This is a genomic window from Pantoea phytostimulans, from assembly GCF_046118715.1.
Lineage (GTDB): Bacteria > Pseudomonadota > Gammaproteobacteria > Enterobacterales > Enterobacteriaceae > Pantoea > Pantoea phytostimulans.
Window position 1 is genome coordinate 3,357,040 of the sequence record NZ_CP173698.1, and the last position, 18,970, is coordinate 3,376,009.

At 51.6% G+C, this 18,970-nt stretch carries 13 protein-coding genes; 6 read left to right on the top strand and 7 right to left on the bottom strand.

Features of this window, described 5'->3' with window-relative positions; genetic code table 11:
- Positions 1-41: 41 nt before the first annotated feature.
- From ACF2G4_RS15715 to ACF2G4_RS15725, 3 genes are read right to left on the bottom strand one after another with little or no spacing between them, the layout of a single operon-like run.
- A complete protein-coding gene (locus ACF2G4_RS15715) occupies positions 42-1,685 on the bottom strand; it encodes a M28 family peptidase (RefSeq protein ID WP_409075117.1) in 1,644 nt (547 codons plus the stop codon).
- Entirely contained in the window at positions 1,672-2,475 is an 804-nt protein-coding gene (locus ACF2G4_RS15720) for a transporter substrate-binding domain-containing protein (RefSeq protein ID WP_243078812.1), read from the bottom strand. Before ACF2G4_RS15720 ends, ACF2G4_RS15715 begins: the two co-directional genes overlap by 14 nt.
- Positions 2,472-3,605 (bottom strand): M20 family metallopeptidase, encoded by a 1,134-nt coding sequence (locus tag ACF2G4_RS15725; RefSeq protein WP_409075118.1) that lies wholly within the window; start codon positions 3,603-3,605, stop codon positions 2,472-2,474. Before ACF2G4_RS15725 ends, ACF2G4_RS15720 begins: the two co-directional genes overlap by 4 nt.
- Positions 3,606-3,830: 225 nt before the next feature.
- Here ACF2G4_RS15725 and ACF2G4_RS15730 point away from each other — a divergent pair, with 225 nt between their 5' ends.
- The 5 genes from ACF2G4_RS15730 to aceK all read left to right on the top strand — a co-directional run bounded on the left by ACF2G4_RS15730 (position 3,831) and on the right by aceK (position 10,724).
- Positions 3,831-4,682 carry a LysR family transcriptional regulator gene (locus ACF2G4_RS15730; protein WP_332626483.1) on the top strand — a complete coding sequence of 284 codons (852 nt, stop codon included), beginning with the start codon at positions 3,831-3,833 and terminating at the stop codon, positions 4,680-4,682.
- 106 nt (positions 4,683-4,788) lie between these two features.
- Positions 4,789-5,718 carry a homoserine O-succinyltransferase gene (gene metA, locus ACF2G4_RS15735; protein WP_215847928.1) on the top strand — a complete coding sequence of 310 codons (930 nt, stop codon included), beginning with the start codon at positions 4,789-4,791 and terminating at the stop codon, positions 5,716-5,718.
- Positions 5,719-5,982: 264 nt separating this feature from the next.
- Positions 5,983-7,581, top strand: a complete 1,599-nt coding sequence (aceB, locus tag ACF2G4_RS15740) for a malate synthase A (RefSeq protein WP_409075119.1) — start codon at positions 5,983-5,985, stop codon at positions 7,579-7,581.
- A gap of 17 nt (positions 7,582-7,598) precedes the next feature.
- A complete protein-coding gene (gene aceA, locus ACF2G4_RS15745) occupies positions 7,599-8,900 on the top strand; it encodes an isocitrate lyase (RefSeq protein ID WP_409075120.1) in 1,302 nt (433 codons plus the stop codon).
- A 60-nt stretch (positions 8,901-8,960) separates the two neighbouring features.
- A complete protein-coding gene (gene aceK, locus ACF2G4_RS15750) occupies positions 8,961-10,724 on the top strand; it encodes a bifunctional isocitrate dehydrogenase kinase/phosphatase (protein ID WP_243078807.1) in 1,764 nt (587 codons plus the stop codon).
- Here aceK and iclR read toward each other — a convergent pair.
- On the bottom strand, positions 10,678-11,505 hold the full coding sequence (gene iclR, locus ACF2G4_RS15755; protein WP_215847925.1) for a glyoxylate bypass operon transcriptional repressor IclR: 828 nt from the start codon (positions 11,503-11,505) through the stop codon (positions 10,678-10,680). The two genes, aceK and iclR, sit on opposite strands and share 47 nt — an antisense overlap.
- A 195-nt stretch (positions 11,506-11,700) precedes the next feature.
- Between iclR and metH the strand changes: the two genes are divergently transcribed.
- Positions 11,701-15,384 carry a methionine synthase gene (metH, locus tag ACF2G4_RS15760; RefSeq protein ID WP_409075121.1) on the top strand — a complete coding sequence of 1,228 codons (3,684 nt, stop codon included), beginning with the start codon at positions 11,701-11,703 and terminating at the stop codon, positions 15,382-15,384.
- A 63-nt stretch (positions 15,385-15,447) separates the two neighbouring features.
- On the opposite strand, the gene ACF2G4_RS15765 is transcribed toward metH, so the two are convergent.
- Genes ACF2G4_RS15765 through ACF2G4_RS15775 form a run of 3 tightly spaced genes read right to left on the bottom strand, consistent with a single transcriptional unit; the run spans position 15,448 to position 18,916 of the window.
- Positions 15,448-17,538, bottom strand: coding sequence for a YjbH domain-containing protein (locus tag ACF2G4_RS15765; protein WP_409075122.1), 2,091 nt, complete (start codon positions 17,536-17,538; stop codon positions 15,448-15,450).
- Positions 17,538-18,272, bottom strand: coding sequence for a capsule biosynthesis GfcC family protein (locus tag ACF2G4_RS15770; RefSeq protein WP_409075123.1), 735 nt, complete (start codon positions 18,270-18,272; stop codon positions 17,538-17,540). The genes ACF2G4_RS15765 and ACF2G4_RS15770 overlap by 1 nt, the downstream gene beginning before the upstream one ends.
- Entirely contained in the window at positions 18,269-18,916 is a 648-nt protein-coding gene (locus ACF2G4_RS15775; protein WP_243078804.1) for a YjbF family lipoprotein, read from the bottom strand. The genes ACF2G4_RS15770 and ACF2G4_RS15775 overlap by 4 nt, the downstream gene beginning before the upstream one ends.
- Between the last annotated feature and the right edge of the window lie 54 nt (positions 18,917-18,970).

Consider the following 18,970-nt stretch of genomic DNA (forward strand, 5'->3'; position numbering starts at 1 on the left):
TTATTAAAACCAAGCTAATAAAGCCCGCCAGTAATCCCACATTATCTTTTTAGAATGTCTAAACTCGCTGCAAATAACTCACATGCACGATCACGCTGCCGTATAAATTGAGTTTCAAGCATCAGCCAGAAGCGCTCACTACACTGCTCTGATCTATGGCCACGGAGTATTTGCAAGCCGGGAAAAGCACCTCCGTGATAACTCAAATCAGGGTGATAGTCATCACTCGCGCGATATCTCACACGATGCAAAATTCCAATTACTCTTTTTAAATCAGTAGGTTGATGTTCAAGCAATAATGCTTTTTCCAATGCTTGCAGCATTTGATCGATAGGCTTAACAGAAAACATCGGATCGAGTTCGATCTGCAGCTGAGCCAAGGCACCGCGTAATGCACAGACATAACTTGTTGGATCAACAGGAAGTGTGTCAGATAACAGTAATGTCTCTAGCCAGCGTTGATGAATTTGTACATCGCGCCATAAATGCGCCTCATCGACTTTATCAAGCGTATCTTCCTCAGTATGCCACCACCAACCGCCACCGCTTCCCGGAGAAAGAGAAGTGCGTAAGGCCGGCTCTTCTCGCAATGCAAAATGCAATGGAATTCCTAATCCCCAAAAGGACTGATCACCGCCTTTGCCCATAGGTGTGATGCGTGATGCAGTGGTTCCCGTTACCGATGTTATCGCTTGATTCAACCAGAACGTGGATTCTGCACCGCTGGCATTGACGACAACTTCACTACCTCCCACGCAGCCTGGTGAGTCAACGTTGATATGTGCCACGCAATGCTGCATAAGTTCGGCACGATAGTTATCGGCATACCATGTTGAGCCACCATAACGCGCATTTGAGTGACCAGGCCAAAACGCGATGCGTAATCCTCGTTTTAACGGTCCGCTGTTATGAGCAAAATGTAGCGCCATCGCCAGACAAAGTGCATTCCCCGTTGCATTATCGGTCACGCCTTCATGCCAGGAATCGTAGTGAGAAGAGAGCAGGACAAACTCTTCGCTTTCCCCCGTCAATTCCACTATCGGTAACGAACACTCCGCGACATGCTCATGTAACCGGGTAAAAATGCATGCTTGTAACGGTGAATGCAGCATATGCTGCAAAAGGGTTTTACCCTCCTGATGATTGATACTTATTACGGGCAAAGTTGGATAGCGCAGCACGTCATCGGGTACAGGTGTACCCCAAATCGGGCTCACCGTTTCCTCATGCAAGGCTGGCTCCACCGAACCCCAAATATGAATTAATCCAGCCGCACCCGCCTGCATAAGACGCTGAACATAATCTTCATAACCTTGATCAGCCACTACGAGTTTTCCGCGAACTGCGTTGGCCCAACTTTCATATTCAGATTCAGGCACAAAAACCAGCGAGCGTTGATCATAATACAACTCAGCCTCAATACCTTCGGGGCAATGCGCTGAAAATGAGCGCGTTTTTGCTGGGATTGTTAAAGGCACGCTGCCTTGCACTATCAACGAACCTTCCAAAGGATCACTAAGCCAGAGCCGACAACGCTCGCGCTTAAAAGGAATTTGATGTGTCCTCAGTTGCGCGCAAAGCCAGTCAACGCTGCGTTCAGCATCCGCGCTTCCCGAAAGGCGATGCAAATGCTGAAACGATTGCAACAGCGCTTGCATTGCCTGCTGCAAATCATTTGGCAGCATGGGTACTTTCTGCACGAGTAACTTTCATTTCTAAATCGCCAAAATAGTGTTGTTTCACTTTTTCCCAAGTACCGTCAGCCATGATTTTAGCCAGACCTTCGTTCAGCAACTTCTGCGTTTTTGTATCGTCTTTACGCACGCCATAGGCAGAACCAATGCTGAACAGCAGATCGTCACGTACTTCTGGGCCGGTTAAAGCAAAATCTTTTCCTTCCGGTTTATTCAGGAAGCCGTAAGTCACCGCCACGCCAGGGCTCAGTGCGCCATCCAATCGGCCAGAAGCCAGATCTTGATAAATAACGTCCTGGTCAGGATACATCACGATATCAACACCCTTAGGAGCCCAATATTTATTGGCATACATTTCCTGTATAGAACCCTGCTGCACTGCAATACGTTTGCCGAGCAAAGACGCGACGTCAGGTTGTAAGTTGCTCCCTTTATGCACAACTAACTTTGTAGGGATATGGTAGATAAAATCGCTGAAATCAATGGATTTACGCCGTTTTGCTGTTGCGCCTAACGGGGAGATGAAATCGACTTTTTTGGCCATCAATGAGGGAATCTCAGCGTCGAAACTGCTGACGACATAATCACATTTGACCTGTACTGCTTTGCAAACCGCGTTAGTGATATCGATTTCAAAGCCGGTTGGCGTACCGTTTTGATCACGATACTGAAAAGGTGGGTAACTCAAATCTGCACCTACACGTAATGTCTCTCCGGCGGCATAACTTGTGCCTGCCATCCCCAAGGCCAATGTAGCCAGTAACGTTAATGCTGATTTCATTTTGAATCTCCAACAGAATTAGCCGCTTGCCAGGCACAAAATTCCTGACGTACAGATTGAAAGTGTTCAGGGTTTTGCAGATCAAACGCAGTCATTGCTAACGCTTTTGCTGCATTAAGCATGGCGTCGATACCTGCATCAGAAGCCGCCGCTATGGCGAATTCTGGGGTATGTGGCACCACGTCGCCGATACGTAAATAAGGGTGAATAGCTGCGGTAAGTTGGCTGACATTACCGATATCAGAGGAGCCAACGCCACCGCGTTCCGGTGGCGCTTCTGTTGTTAGACCCAGTTGCAAAAGGTTGTGCTGGAACAGATCGGCTAGCGCCAGATTATTATTGCGCTCTGCATAAGTTAGCCCTTCTTCAATCTCAACACGCGCGCCACTCATTGCGGCCGCGGCTTCAACCGCAGCGAACACTTTATGTCGCACCGTTTGCAAGCCAGTTACTGTTGCTGCACGCATCAGAAATTTGGCTTCCGCATAGGCCGGTACAATATTTGTGGCATCACCACCGTGCGTAATAATGCCGTGTACGCGCACATCATCTGTAAAAAACTGCCGTAATCCATTGATACCCACAAACGTCTGGATCACGGCGTCAAGCGCGCTGATACCAAGATGGGGAGCGGAAGCAGCATGGGCTGCTTTGCCGTAAAATTTGAATACCGCATCAACACAAGCTAACGCGCCGCGCGTCACCATGTTTTTCTCTCTGGGATGAAACATCATCACAGCATCGACATCGGTAAAGATCCCTTGCTCGGCCATAATGATTTTTCCGCCGCCTTCCTCTTCTGCAGGCGTGCCAATGACTTCCAGACAACCTGAATTCAGCGCGCCACTCTGCACTAACGCTAAAGCCGCTGTTACCGAGGCGGTACCAATCAAGTTATGTCCACAGGCATGCCCTAATTCAGGCAGCGCATCATATTCTGCCAGTAACGCTATACGTGGCCCGGGTTTGCCGCTGTCATAACGGGCAATAAAGGCGGTTTCCAGTTCTGCTAGCGGCTGGGTAAGAATAAATCCAGCGTCACGAAGCGGCTGCTGCAACGCAGCAGAGGAACGATGCTCATTGAAGCTCAACTCAGGATGGCTATGTATATCGCGGGACAGTGCTGTCATAGCGTCTCGTAACTGCTCAACAGCATAAATAATTTTATTCTTCTGCTCTTTCATGGTGCACCTAAGGCTTTTCTCTCACCATAAAGGTGCGAGTAATGCATTGAATTAAAATGTATTACTCAGATATAAACCCGTTGAACATTAATTCCCAATTGAGCTTTTTTATTGCTTGCGGCTTTAAAGCAAAAATTATTTTATGGAAGTGGCATTATCAGGAGCGTGACGGTGAACGAAAAAGATTGGCAGATTATTTATACGGTGTGGCAATACCACAACATTACCCGCGCAGCAGAACAACTGTTTACGTCGCAACCCGCACTAAGTTATCGGCTGAAACAGATTGAACGCAAGCTAGGCGTTTTATTATTCGAAGAGAGTGGACGTCAAATAGTTTTCAGTGCTCAAGGGCGCTATCTGGCACAACATGCTGAGAAAATGCTTAACGAGTCACAGCAATTGCGACAAACCCTACAGAGTTTGAATCTGCCGCGACAGGGTGAATTACGTATTGGCGTAACCAGCAATTATGCCGCCTATTGTCTGCCAGAAATATTGGCGCGCTTTAGCCAGCAGCACAGTGGCATCCGGGTAAATTTGGTTAGCGGATTAAGTGAGGAGATGTACCAAAAGCTGCAACGTGAGGAGATCCATGTTGCGCTGGTTAAAGATGATTACCACTGGCGCGATGGCAAACGACTGGTCGACATTGATGATTATTGGCTGGTTAGTCAGCAGCCACTCGATTTAAAGCTGCTACCGCAGTTACCACAAATTCGTATCAACCATGGCGGGCATATTACGCATCTGATTGAGCGATGGTGGAATGCCAATTTCACGCTAGCACCGCGCATAGCGATGCAAGTCGATAAATTGGAAGTGTGCCTGGCGATGGTTGAGCGTGGATTAGGATATGCCATTGTTTCAAGCTATCAGCCGCTTTCAGATCGGCTTTGGTGCCAACCTTTGCAAGTGGCTGGTACAGCACTTAAAAGCCGAACCTGGTTACTCTATCGTCATGCCAGCAGCGATGCGTCAGTGATTTTGCCCTTTGTCGAGATGTTTGCCGATCTAAGTTGAAACATTTTCATCATTCGCATGAAGTCTCGACATTACAGAGTCACCAGGCTAAGGTTGGGCATCTGGATGTCTAAACGTTTATACGGTTATAAGAGGTAAGCAGGCTATGCCAATCAGGGTTCCCGACGAATTACCGGCTGCGAATTTTTTGCGCAATGAAAATGTTTTTGTGATGACGTCATCGCGCGCCAGTATTCAGGAGATCCGCCCGCTTAAAGTACTGGTACTGAATCTCATGCCTAAAAAGATTGAGACTGAAAACCAGTTTCTGCGCCTGCTTTCTTACTCGCCCTTGCAGATCGATATTCAGCTGTTACGCATCGATAGCCGCGAATCTCGCAATACGCCTACAGAGCATCTCAATAACTTCTACTGTAATTTCGAAGATATTAAGCATGACAACTATGATGGCTTAATCGTTACAGGTGCGCCGCTGGGGCTGGTTGATTTCAATGATGTTGCTTACTGGCCGCAGATTCAGCGCATATTGCATTGGGCTAAGGAACACGTCACCTCAACGCTGTTTGTCTGTTGGGCAGTTCAGGCCGCGCTAAATATCCTGTACGGTATTCCCAAGCAAACGCGTCAGCACAAATTATCTGGCGTCTTTGAGCATCAAACCCTGCATCCACACGCCTTGCTGACCCGAGGATTTGACGATAATTTCCTGGCTCCGCATTCACGTTATGCCGATTTTCCCACTCAACTCATCACTGATTACACCGATCTTGAGCTGTTTGCTGAATCGGAACAAACCGGCGCGTATCTGATGGCCAGTAAAGATAAACGTCTGGCGTTTGTCACCGGGCACCCGGAATATGATGCGCTGACATTATCGGGTGAATACCATCGTGATTATGAGGCTGGCTTAAACCCTGCTATTCCGCACAATTATTTTCCTCAGGATAATCCTGAGTTGCCGCCGCGTGCGACATGGCGCAGCCACGGTAATCTGTTGTTTTCTAACTGGCTTAACTATTACGTCTACCAGATCACACCATACGATCTGCGCCATATGAATCCAACCTTAGAGTAATTCCCGACTTCATCAAATCAGACCGTGATAGCCACTCGCTGTCACGGTTTTTTTGTGTCTGTATTTCAGTAGTGAAAACCATTCCTTCTATTAAACATGTTTTAATTAATTATTTATCAATAAGATAAATCGTTAATAAGATTAAAATGGAAATAGTTTTTGATTTTAAAATTAAAATGCATATGCTTTGATCCTGTAGCTTAAAAATTACCCTACATTCGGATCCACCCACGTCGATCTCGCTAATAACAGGAGTAAGCCACCATGACAGACTCGGTTATCAGTAGTGCTTTAGATTTCACTCAGCCCTTTAATCATGCCGAACAGCAGCTTATTACCCCAGAAGCGATTGCGTTTTTGCATGCATTGGTCGAACGTTTTACTGCGCAACGTGAGGCTTTATTAGCGATACGTCAGCAGCGGCAGCAACGTTACGACGAGGGAGAACTTCCAGGATTCGATATGGAAACGGATTCCATAAGAGAAGGCGAGTGGCGGATCCGAGCTATCCCACAAGATTTGAGGGATCGTCGGGTGGAAATTACCGGGCCGCCCGATCGCAAAATGGTGATTAACGCCCTGAATGCCAACGTTAATGTTTTCATGGCAGATTTTGAGGATTCACTCACGCCTGAATGGCACAAACTGATCGAAGGACAACAAACCCTACGTGAAGCCGTGAAGGGAACGCTGCGCTTTACTGGCGATAACGGCAAAATCTATCAGCTGTGCGCCAATCCTGCAGTGTTGATGTGTCGGGTGCGCGGCTTACATCTGTCAGAAAAGCACGTTCAGTGGCAAGGAAAGCCAATATCCGGCGGCTTGTTTGATTTCGCGCTCTACTTTTTTCATAACGTCGAAGCGCTACTGGCAAAGGGCAGCGGCCCCTATTTTTATTTGCCAAAAACTGAGAGCGGACAAGAGATCGGCTGGTGGCGTGAGATCTTCACTTTTACCGAGGATCGTTTTGATCTACCGCGCGGCACAATTAAAGCCACCGTTTTAATCGAAACCTTACCAGCAGTGTTTCAGATGGATGAGATCCTCTGGAATCTGCGCGATCACATTGTGGGACTGAACTGCGGTCGCTGGGATTACATCTTCAGCTACATCAAAACGTTGCGTCAACATCCCGATCGTATTCTTCCCGATCGTCAATCCATTAGCATGGCGCAGCCGTTTCTGGACTGTTATTCCCGCTTGCTGATCAAAACCTGCCATCGTCGTGGCGCGTTCGCGATGGGCGGCATGTCGGCGCTGATTCCGAGTAAAGAGGCTGCGCGTAACGAATGGGTGTTACAGCGGGTAAAAGAAGATAAGCAGCGCGAAGCAAACAACGGGCATGACGGCACATGGATTGCGCATCCGGGACTGGCAGACACGGCAAAAGCGGTATTCGATGACGTGTTGGGCAACAGACTGAACCAGCTTGATGTGATGCGAAATGATGACGCCGCAATCGTTGCCGAGCAATTACTGGCACCTTGTGAAGGCGAGCGTACCGAAGCGGGAATGCGTGCGAATATTCGCGTTGCGCTGCACTATCTCGAAGCGTGGATTGGCGGTAACGGCTGCGTCCCGATTGAAGGATTGATGGAAGATGCCGCCACCGCTGAAATCTCACGTACCTCAATCTGGCAATGGATACGCCATCAGCAAAAGCTCAACGATGGACAACGCGTAACCACCGAGCTGTTCCAGAAATGGCTTACCGAAGAGCTCATTAACCTACAAACCTCGCTGGGCGATGCGCGTTTCAACGCCGGTTGCTATGGTGAAGCTGCGCAGCTTATGGTGCAAATCACCACAGAAGATAAATTGGTTTCGTTTCTCACTCTGCCGGGCTACCGCCTGATCCCATGAATGAAGGAGCCGTTGCTATGATACGTACCCAACAAATTCAACAACTCGAACAGGGTTGGCAAAATAGTCGCTGGAAAGGCATCACTCGCCCTTACAGCGCGGCAGATGTCGTTAACCTGCGCGGTTCCGTTAATCCAGCCTGCACGCTGGCGGAACGTGGCGCGGAGAAATTATGGTCATTGCTTAATGGCGAGGCGAAGAAAGGCTATATCAACAGTCTTGGCGCGTTAACGGGCGGCCAGGCTTTGCAGCAGGCCAAAGCTGGCATTGAAGCCATTTACCTTTCCGGTTGGCAAGTCGCGGCAGACGCCAACGTCGCTGGGCAGATGTACCCGGATCAATCGTTGTATCCAGTGAACTCCGTGCCCGAGGTGATCGAACGTATCAACCGAACCTTTCAGCGCGCCGATCAGATTCAATGGTCCAGCGGCATTGAGCCTGGCGACAGCCGCTACATCGACTATTTCTTGCCGATTGTCGCTGATGCAGAAGCGGGTTTTGGCGGGGTACTGAATGCCTTTGAGTTAATGAAAGCGATGATCAGCGCGGGGGCATCGGCGGTGCATTTTGAAGATCAGCTGGCTGCGGTGAAAAAGTGTGGTCACATGGGGGGCAAGGTGTTGGTGCCCACGCAGGAAGCCGTGCAAAAACTGGTTGCGGCGCGTTTAGCTGCAGATGTGATGGGCGTGTCAACGATCTTGCTGGCGCGCACTGACGCTGACGCTGCAGATTTGATCACGTCCGATTGCGATGAATATGACCGTCCGTTTATTCGTGGCGATCGTACCGCCGAAGGATTCTTCCGTACCAACGCTGGTATTGAACAGGCGATCAGTCGTGGCCTGGCTTACGCACCCTATGCCGACGTACTGTGGTGTGAAACATCCACGCCCGATCTGGCGATGGCAGCCCGTTTTGCCGAGGCAATCCACGCTCAGTTTCCTGGCAAGCTGCTGGCCTACAACTGTTCGCCCTCATTCAACTGGAAAAAAAATCTCGACGACAGCACCATCGCCAGCTTTCAGCAGGCGCTAAGCGAGATGGGGTATCGCTTTCAGTTCATCACGCTGGCGGGCATTCACAGCATGTGGTTCAACATGTTCGACCTTGCCCAGGCCTATGCGCAAGGCGAAGGGATGCGACACTACGTGGAAAAAGTGCAGCAGCCAGAATTCGCAGCCCGTGAACGCGGTTACAGCTTCGCTTCGCATCAACAGGAAGTCGGCACCGGCTATTTCGATCAGGTCACCACCCTTATTCAGGGCGGAAAATCGTCGGTGACGGCGCTAACCGGCTCGACGGAAGAACATCAGTTTTAATTCTCTGTCTCTGTTTCCCGCCTGCCACTTCACAGGCGGGCTTTTTATGGGGGACGCGCCATGCCGCCACGCGAATCGTTGATTGCCCATACCATTCTGCAAGGTTTCGACGCCCAGTATGGTCGCTTTCTGGATATCACCGCTGGCGCGCAGCAGCGCTTCGAGCAGGCCGAATGGCATGCGGTGCAGCAGGCGATGAAGGCACGTATTCATCTTTATGATCATCATGTTGGGTTAGTCGCCGATCAGCTGCGCATTCTGAACGGCGCCGCCAGCTGGGATGATGCGTTTTGGTTGCGGGTAAAAAGTCATTACGAAACCTTGCTGCCGGGCTACCCACGCTATGAAATTGCTGAAAGCTTTTTCAACTCGGTTTATTGCCGACTGCATGGACACGAACATTTACAACCCCAGCGTTTGTTTATCGTGAGCTCGCAACCTGGTGCGACAAATATTGCGCCTTCGCGTCCGCTCTCTCGCTGCTATCAACCGCAGCAAGGCTGGCTGGCGCTGATTCATCAGCTGCTGCGCGATCTGCCTTTAACACTTCAGTGGCAGGATAGTGCGCGGGATGAAAAGTGGATTGTGCAGCATCTCAATGAACACTTTACGGCCGTGGAATTAGAACAGGGTTGGCTGGACGTAAGCTGTGAACTTTTTTTCCGTAATAAAACCGCCTGGATTGTGGCGCGGTTGCATTTGCCGCAGGGAATTTATCCTTTTCTGCTCCCGATTCAGCGCAGCGAAAAGGGCGAATTGTGGATCGATACTTGCCTAACGGCGAGGGACGATGCCAGCATTGTGTTTGGTTTCGCGCGCGCTTATTTCATGGTTTATGCGCCGATCCCCGCCGCGCTGGTGGCGTGGCTACAGCCGATTCTACCGGGCAAAACGCTCGCTGAACGCTATATGGCAATCGGCTGCCAGAAACACGGTAAAACTGAAAGCTATCGCGAGTACCTCCAGGCGTTGGCTAACACGCAACACCCTTGTGAAGTCGCGCCTGGCGTGCGTGGCATGGTGATGATGGTGTTCACGCTGCCAGGATTTGATCGGGTATTCAAAGTGATCAAAGACCGCTTTGCCCCACAAAAAGAGGTTACAGAAGCGCAGGTGCGCGCCTGTTATCAATTGGTTAAAGAACACGATCGCGTAGGACGCATGGCGGATACTCAGGAATTTGAGCAGTTCGCGCTGCCGTTGAAGCAAATTTCTCCTGCACTAATGGCGGAACTTAACGCGACGATTGCTGAAAAAATGCATATTGAAGGCGATCGCCTCATCATCCGCCATCTTTGGCTGGAGCGACGTATGCAGCCACTCAACCTTTATCTTACTCAGGCGAATGCCGCACAGCGAAAGCATGCCATCACGGAATACGGTAATGCCATCAAACAGTTGGCGGCGGCCAATATCTTTCCTGGTGATATGTTGTTTAAAAATTTTGGTATGACGCGCCATGGTCGCGTGGTGTTTTATGACTACGATGAAATCCGCCCAATGAGTGAACTCCATTTTCGTGACGTGCCGGCAGCGCGTTATGAAGAGGATGAGTTAAGCGCTGAGCCTTGGTACAGCGTGGGAGTGGATGATGTTTTTCCCGAAACCTTTCGCTACGCATTGTGCAGTGAAGCGACAACAGGCGCGCTGTTACAGCAGCTGCACCCTGAGCTTTTCGACGCGAGCTGGTGGCGTGCCCAGCAGCAGCGCATCACGCAAGGTCACGTCGAGGAGGTCATCGCCTGGCAGCAGGCGCAGCGCTTCAGCGAGCGTTATGCTAACGTCCGCTGTACGCCAGCGTTACCTGACGTGCTTCACGAATGACCAGCGCGCCTAACTCGGTGATGCGATCGTCAGTCATGCGTGCAATCGGCCCTGAAATAGAGATAGCGGCGAAGGCTTCACCGTGTTCGTCATAAATCGGTGCTGCCACACAGCGCAGGCCCAGCGCATGTTCTTCATCATCAAATGAGAATCCCGCTTTACGCACCTGAGCCAGGTTTGCTTTGAGGCTTTGCGGCGACATCAGCGTCTTGGGTGTGTAGTGATGCAATCCCTTTTGATGCAGCAGCGCGGTGACTTGTTCGTCGGTCAGATGCGCCAGAAAAACTTTGCCCGCGCCAGAGGCGTGCATCGGTAATTTTCCCCCAATGGGCGCAGACATGCGCATCAACTGCGTACACTGCACTTGATCGATAATCACCGCCTGATGATCGCTGAGATCCAGCACCGCCAGGTTAACGGTTTCACCCGACGTCTCCATTAACGAGCGCAACACCGGATGCACCAAGGCCAGCAGATTGCGGCTCTGCAAAAAGCTGCTGCCGACCACAAAAGCATGGGCGCCAATAGTCCAAAAGCCGAGATCGCCGACCTGACGCACAAAGCCTTGCTGCTGCATGGTAGTCAGTAAACGATGCGTGGTGGAATTAGGTAAACCCGCTTGCTGAGCGAGTTCGGTGAGTGCGACGCTGCCGTGAGAATCCGCGATCAGTTCCAGTAATGTCAGGCCACGGGTTAAGGATTGAACCTGCCCGACTGCAGGTGTAGCAGCGATCGTGCCGCGAGGTTTCTTACCGCGTTTGGCGGCCACAGGTGTAACCATTGCTGTTTCTCCTTCTGCAATATGGAAATCATTTTCGTTTTAATTGGCTGATTTGCAATCAACGCTTTTCTGGTCGGATCTCTTAGTCGTTTTGCCTGAAAATGTCTCATCCAAGGTTGCTTTGACCCTTCACGAAGTTATGACAGTATGTCGGGCGGGTATTTCTGCCAGCAGATTGACGTTAATGAGGCAACAGTGAGCAACAAAATCGAAGCGCTGCATCAGCAGCTCGCGCAACGCATTATGGTGTTGGACGGCGGCATGGGCACCATGATCCAGAGCTACAAGCTGGATGAGCAGGATTTTCGCGGCAGCCGTTTCGCTGACTGGTCCTGCGATCTCAAAGGTAACAACGATCTGCTGGTATTGAGCAAGCCGGAAGTGATCCGCGAGATCCACAACGCCTACCTTGCCGCGGGTGCCGATATTCTCGAAACCAATACCTTTAACTCTACCACTATCGCGATGGCGGATTACCAGATGGAATCGCTGTCGGCAGAGATCAACTTCGAAGCCGCCAGGCTTGCGCGCGCCAGCGCAGATGAATGGACGGCGAAAACGCCGGATCGTCCACGCTATGTCGCGGGCGTATTAGGCCCAACTAACCGCACGTGCTCGATCTCGCCGGATGTTAACGATCCCGCTTATCGTAACGTGACCTTCAATCAGTTGGTGGATGCTTATCGTGAATCCACACGGGCGCTGGTGGAAGGGGGTTCTGACATCATCATGATTGAAACGGTGTTTGATACCCTGAACGCCAAAGCGGCGGTTTACGCGGTTAAAACTGAGATGGAAGCGCTGGGCGTGGACCTGCCGCTGATGATCTCGGGCACCATCACCGACGCTTCTGGGCGAACGCTTTCTGGGCAAACCACTGAAGCCTTTTATAACTCGCTGCGTCACGCCGAACCGCTGTCGTTTGGCCTTAACTGCGCGCTGGGTCCCGATGAGCTGCGTCAGTATGTGGCAGAGCTGTCGCGCATTGCGGAAGGTTACGTTACCGCCCATCCAAACGCGGGTTTACCCAACGCCTTTGGTGAATATGACCTCGACGCCGACATTATGGCGCAGCAGATTGGTGAATGGGCGACGTCAGGCTTTCTCAATATTATCGGCGGCTGCTGTGGGACTACGCCGGAGCACATTGCCGCAATGGTGCGTGCGGTTGAAGGCGTTGCGCCACGTAAGCTGCCAGAAATTCCCGTCGCTTGCCGGCTTTCCGGTCTTGAACCGCTGAATATTACCGCTGAGTCGCTGTTCGTGAACGTGGGTGAACGTACCAACGTTACCGGTTCAGCCAAGTTTAAACGCCTGATTAAAGAAGATAAGTACAACGAAGCGCTGGAAGTGGCGTTGCAGCAGGTTGAAAGCGGCGCGCAGATCATCGACATCAACATGGATGAAGGCATGCTTGACGCCGAAGCGGCGATGGTGCGTTTCCTGAATCTGATCGCCGGTGAACCTGACATTTCACGCGTGCCGATCATGATCGACTCCTCGAAATGGGAAGTGATCGAAAAAGGCCTGCAATGTATTCAGGGCAAAGGCATCGTGAACTCCATCTCAATGAAAGAGGGCGAAGAGGCCTTTATTCATCATGCGCGTCAGGTACGTCGTTACGGCGCCGCGATGGTAGTAATGGCGTTTGACGAAGTCGGTCAGGCAGATACGCGCGCGCGAAAAATTGAAATCTGTCGCCGCGCCTACAAAATCCTGACTGAGCAAGTGGGCTTCCCGCCGGAAGACATCATTTTTGACCCCAATATCTTTGCGGTGGCGACCGGCATTGAAGAACACAACAACTACGCAATGGATTTCATCGGCGCCTGTGAAGACATCAAACGCGAATTACCACATGCGATGATTTCTGGCGGCGTGTCCAACGTCTCGTTCTCATTCCGCGGCAACGACCCGGTGCGTGAGGCGATTCACGCCGTGTTCCTCTATTACGCCATCCAAAAAGGCATGGATATGGGGATCGTCAACGCCGGTCAGCTGGCGATTTATGACGATTTGGCTGACGAACTGCGAAACGCGGTCGAAGACGTTATTCTCAACCGCCGCGATGATGGCACCGAACGGCTGTTGGATTTAGCCGAGAAATATCGCGGCGGCAAAAGCGATGGCTCACAAGAAAAACAGCTGGCTGAATGGCGCAGTTGGGACGTGGTGAAGCGCCTGGAATATTCGCTGGTTAAAGGCATTACCGAATTTATTGAACAGGATACTGAAGAGGCGCGTCAGCAGGCTCCGCGTCCAATTGAAGTGATCGAAGGTCCGCTGATGTCAGGTATGAACGTGGTGGGCGATCTGTTTGGCGAGGGCAAAATGTTCCTGCCGCAGGTAGTAAAATCAGCGCGGGTGATGAAGCAAGCGGTGGCTTATCTGCAACCCTTTATTGAGGCGAGCAAAGAAGCGGGGCGCAGCAACGGTAAAATCGTGCTGGCGACGGTAAAAGGCGATGTGCATGACATCGGTAAAAATATCGTTGGCGTGGTGTTGCAGTGTAATAACTACGAAATCATCGATCTTGGCGTGATGGTACCGGGCGAAAAAATCCTGAAAACCGCCCGCGAAGTGAACGCTGACATCATTGGCTTATCGGGCTTGATCACGCCGTCGCTGGATGAAATGGTCAATATGGCCAAAGAGATGGAGCGTCAAGGCTTCACGCTGCCGCTGCTGATTGGCGGCGCGACCACATCAAAAGCGCATACCGCGGTGAAAATTGAGCAGAACTACAGCGGCCCGACAGTGTATGTGCAAAATGCCTCGCGCACGGTTGGCGTGGTTTCCTCACTGTTATCCGCTACGCTGAAAGATGACTTCGTGGCACGCACCCGCAAAGAGTACGAAACTGTGCGTATTCAGCACGCCCGCAAGAAACCGCGTACGCCGCCGGTTTCATTGCAGGTTGCGCGTGATAACGCCACCAGCCTTGACTGGGAAAGTTACACGCCGCCGGTGGCGCATCGTCTTGGTGTTAGCGCGGTAGAGGCGAGCATTGATACGTTGCGTAACTACATCGACTGGACGCCGTTTTTTATGACCTGGTCGCTGGCGGGCAAATATCCGCGCATCCTTGAAGATGAGGTGGTAGGTGAAGAGGCGAAACGCCTGTTTGCCGACGCCAACGATATGCTGGATAAGCTGAGTGAAAAAGGCGCACTGACGCCACGCGGTGTCGTCGGTATTTTCCCGGCCAATAGCGTTGGTGATGACATTCATATCTACAAAGATGAGCAGCGTGACGACGTAATAAGTGTGAGTCATCACTTACGTCAGCAGACAGAGAAAACCGACTTCGCCAACTACTGCCTGGCCGATTTCGTCGCCCCTAAAAGCAGCGGAAAAGCGGACTACTTTGGCGCGTTTGCCGTTACAGGCGGACTCGAAGAAGATGAGCTGGCAGAGGCTTACGACCGTCAGCATGACGACTACAACAAAATCATGGTTAAGGCGCTCGCCGATCGTCTGGCAGAAGCATTTGCCGAGTATCTGCATGAGCGGGTGCGTAAAGTGATTTGGGGCTTTTCGCCGAATGAAAACCTCAGCAATGAAGAGTTGATTCGCGAAAATTATCAGGGAATTCGCCCTGCGCCAGGTTATCCGGCCTGCCCGGAGCACACCGAGAAAGCCGCGATTTGGCAACTGCTGGACGTTGAAACCATGACCGGTATGAAGCTGACGGAATCTTTTGCCATGTGGCCTGGCGCGTCAGTTTCAGGTTGGTACTTCAGCCATCCTGACAGCCGCTACTTTGCAGTGGCGCAGATTCAGCGCGATCAGGTTGAGGATTATGCGGCACGTAAAGGGATGTCGGTAACGGAAGTCGAACGCTGGCTGGCACCGAACCTGGGTTACGATGCGGATTAGCAGCAGAACAGCGTAAACAACAAGGGCGACCCGGTGGTCGCCCTTGTTTTATTCTCTCTGGTATCAGTTGAATCGTGCGTCGCGATCGGAAGTCAAATCATACAGCTGGTATTTACGTCCCAGCATCTGACCACCATCACGCGTCAGCGGCACCCAGTTAACCTGCGCACGGCCACGCGTTGGCGTCACAGTGAAGAGATCCATCGGAATAGAGATATAGAAGCCTTTGGTGAAGTCACCTTCGCCATACTCTTCTGACGAAACGTTGGTTTTGGTGGCGTAGACACCAACCATCACGCCGCTATCAAAGCGTTTGGAGAGATCTACCGTGACGCCTTTGTCTTTCGCCAGATACTGCCCGACGCTGGCTTTCACCAACACATCCTGCATAAACCACGGACGCCAGTAAGCGGTGACATTACCCGTTGGCGCCTTGTAGTTGGTGAACTGCATCATGTTGTCCCAGTCACGCTGGCGGACATAGTTTGCATCCACGCCCACTGCCCAGTTGCTGTCGACCGGGCGATAAAGCAGTTCGCCACCGACGCCACCGTACATCGTTTCAAGGTAGCCACCGTATATCTGACCGTAGAAGCCATTACCGAGATGTCCCATGTAATTGGCTTGCAGGTCATTGACGTACACATTGTTCTCGACGTAATCACGAATGTGAGTACGTACGCGGGGCAAGGTTGAATCGGCAGGCGCGCCGTTGTAGTTAAACTTGTCGTAGTTATTAGCAAGGTTGCCAAACAGGCTGCCGCCAACCAACAGGTGATCGGTAAGCCAGAAATCAACGTTACCCATTACGCCAACCTGATACATATAAAAACTTTCTGGGCCGCCCACCGATTGGTTTAGCACCGGCGACAAACTGTAATTCAGTCGATCCTTACGGATAAACATCCCTTGTTCAGTTTGTCCGGCATCAACCGGATTTTTACGCGTTTGCTGCAAAGGTTGTTCATGGCCCAACGGATAACCGGCCAGTTCATTGTGCAGGCTGGAAACCTTGGTTTCAGTGGTGACCTGCGGCATGTTAAAGCGCGATTCTGTGACGTTAATGGTGTCGATGCCAGCCGGCAGGTTATTCATCATGATACGGTTTGCGCGATCAACACCTTCACGCGTATCACGATATTTAGTCTGCTCGCCAGAGACAAACAGCGTATGGCCTTTGGTCTGGATGCGCGGGCCATTCAGCCCGGCGTTGTACTTCAGGTCAGTTAACTGGTTGGCAACCACTGTCGGTTCTAACAGCGTCGGCTGCGGATGCGGATCATAAGCAGGTTTAGCGCTGTCGAGATGTTCCTGACGCAGGTCGTTGAAGTTAGTGCGGATGGTCACACCAAACATAAACGTATTGCCGCGTTCGTAGCTGGCGTTGATATCAGCCCAATCGGTAACTCGATAAATAGCGCCGACGTTCAGCTTGCTGCGCTGCTCTAAACGACCGGCAAAATCATCTTGATAATCGTTGCCTTCATATTCCATCTTCAGGCGCAGCGGCTGCCACGGCGTTTGATACTCCACACCGCCAAACAGGGCGCTTGGGCCATGAAACATTTGTGAGCCGTTGATCGAACCCGCCTGGCCTACGCCCGGGCGCTGGCAATAGCTGTCGCTATAAGAGCAGAAGGGGTTTTTGACCGTACCGCTGTTACCAAGGTAGCCCCAGCCAAGGCCGAGCGTGAAATCAAACGGACCCCAGGCTTTGCTGGCGACCAGATATTCGCTGTCGAACAAACCGGTGCCGCCGAGATCGCGTGTACCCAATGAGACTTCTGGCAAATAGTAACCTTCCTGCCACAAGCGTAACTTCAGGTCGAATGCTTTATCTTTGTAACTTTGATTGCCGCTGAATGATGAAACGGCGCTGTACTCACGGGTGCGCACATCGGTATAGCGCACGGTGGTTTCCAGCCAGGGAAATAGCTGCAATGACGCAGAGTAATAGCGATATTGATCGTTATCGCGGAAGTTCAGGCTAAATTCACCCTCTTTTGCCATGCGCGCCGTAGGCACTTGCAGCAGGCCAACACCACCAAAGTCCGATTGAGAAGGGCCAACCGGTTCCTGCCAAGTGCCAGCTTGTACCTGACACGCGGTCGCCACAGAAACAGCCAACAGGCTGAAGAGATAACGTTTTTTCATCAGTCTGGTATCCGGTGAGTCAGAACGGTAAGCATGCGACTGTTCAGGTCGTCATAAGCGCCAGGCAAGCTCCATGAAGAGAAACCGAGCCAAATAATGCTGCCGGGTTCAACTTCAGCATGACGGTGGTTCCAGTAAGCGACAGGCACTTGCTGGGTCGTACCGGAAGGGGAGATCACCGTGGCAAAATTATGCTCAGCACCGGAGAGAAGCTCATGATTTGCCAGATACTGACGGACCGATTGGCCTGGCTGCCAGGTGACTTTCCCGGCACCGGAGAGTGCGCCCAGCACGAGTACGGTATTTGTCGGCGCAGCCAGATAAAGATCGTATTGCCCTTCGAGGCGGCGATTATCAGCGGGGTGCAGACGAATCCAGTCGGGATCCAGCGGGGTAAACTGGCGTCCGGTAACGTTGATTTCACCTAACTGACGAAGTACTTCATCGATAGCAGCAGCACGATCGCCGCTGCTGTCGGCACGCCATGCCCGCAACTGGGCCAGGGTTTGTTGGTATTGTTGCTGTGCCACGGCGGTGGCACCGCGTTCAGCGATAACCGCGCCCTGGCTAAAGGGCAGCAGTGCAGGTTGTGTCATCAGCTGTGCCAGGTTTTGTACGGCATCAATTTGCACGCTGTTCTGATTGTGCGGCGCATGGACTGTTATCTGGCCTTCAGCCAAAACTGTTGCGCTGAACAGGCTGAGACCGGTCAGCATTAGCGTTATTTTTTTCATGATTTTGCCGGCTTCAGAATGGTGATTTCAACAGGGAAGGCATCCGCCGCCAGCATCTGATGGGCTTGCACCACTTCGCCGCTGCGGTTATCGATCCAGAACGTGTTTTCCCATTCGCGACCCAAGCTGTCGATACGCGCCTGCTCATGCCAAACCCGACAGGCGATGCGATTACCCGCAATCTCTATCACTTCATCGTCGCCGCGCTGGAAAGTGGAACTGACCGTGCCAGCGCGCACTTTACCTTGTTCGGTCCACTGCACAATGCGTGTCCAGCTTGCACCCTCTTGAATGTGCAGGCTGTCTGCGAGTGGATCCTGCTGCAGATTGCTAACCTGCTGTAAATCGTCTGGCAGGCCCAGCGTTTTAATCAAACGACCCTTTGCGGTCACCAGCATGGCTTTGTCTTGCGTTACCCATTTTTGTTGATTGTTTTCGTTGTAACCCAGCACAACAAAAATACGCGGGCCTTCATTGATTCGGGCGTAAATGCTGGCGTAAGGCAGAGCGTCTACCTGTTGGTCAGTAACGGTTACATCATCGGGGCCGCTGATGGCTAGCATCACGGTTTGTTCCAGCCCTTTTTGCGTTTGTGTACAAGCCTGCAGCAACAGGCAAGCGAGCAGCAGAGGAAGTTGGCGCACTGTGTGTCCCTGATAAGTCATGCCAAAGTAAAAATAACCACACGAAAGTGTGGT

Excerpts from the sequence above, each read along its gene's own strand:
- aceB (WP_409075119.1), top strand. The coding sequence starts at position 5,983 with ATGACAGACTCGGTTATCAGTAGTGCTTTAGATTTCACTCAGCCCTTT.
- iclR (WP_215847925.1), bottom strand. The coding sequence starts at position 11,505 with ATGGTTACACCTGTGGCCGCCAAACGCGGTAAGAAACCTCGCGGCACG.
- ACF2G4_RS15725 (WP_409075118.1), bottom strand. The coding sequence starts at position 3,605 with ATGACAGCACTGTCCCGCGATATACATAGCCATCCTGAGTTGAGCTTC.
- aceA (WP_409075120.1), top strand. The coding sequence starts at position 7,599 with ATGATACGTACCCAACAAATTCAACAACTCGAACAGGGTTGGCAAAAT.
- ACF2G4_RS15720 (WP_243078812.1), bottom strand. The coding sequence starts at position 2,475 with ATGAAATCAGCATTAACGTTACTGGCTACATTGGCCTTGGGGATGGCA.
- metA (WP_215847928.1), top strand. The coding sequence starts at position 4,789 with ATGCCAATCAGGGTTCCCGACGAATTACCGGCTGCGAATTTTTTGCGC.
- aceK (WP_243078807.1), top strand. The coding sequence starts at position 8,961 with ATGCCGCCACGCGAATCGTTGATTGCCCATACCATTCTGCAAGGTTTC.
- ACF2G4_RS15765 (WP_409075122.1), bottom strand. The coding sequence starts at position 17,538 with ATGAAAAAACGTTATCTCTTCAGCCTGTTGGCTGTTTCTGTGGCGACC.
- ACF2G4_RS15770 (WP_409075123.1), bottom strand. The coding sequence starts at position 18,272 with ATGAAAAAAATAACGCTAATGCTGACCGGTCTCAGCCTGTTCAGCGCA.
- ACF2G4_RS15715 (WP_409075117.1), bottom strand. The coding sequence starts at position 1,685 with ATGCTGCCAAATGATTTGCAGCAGGCAATGCAAGCGCTGTTGCAATCG.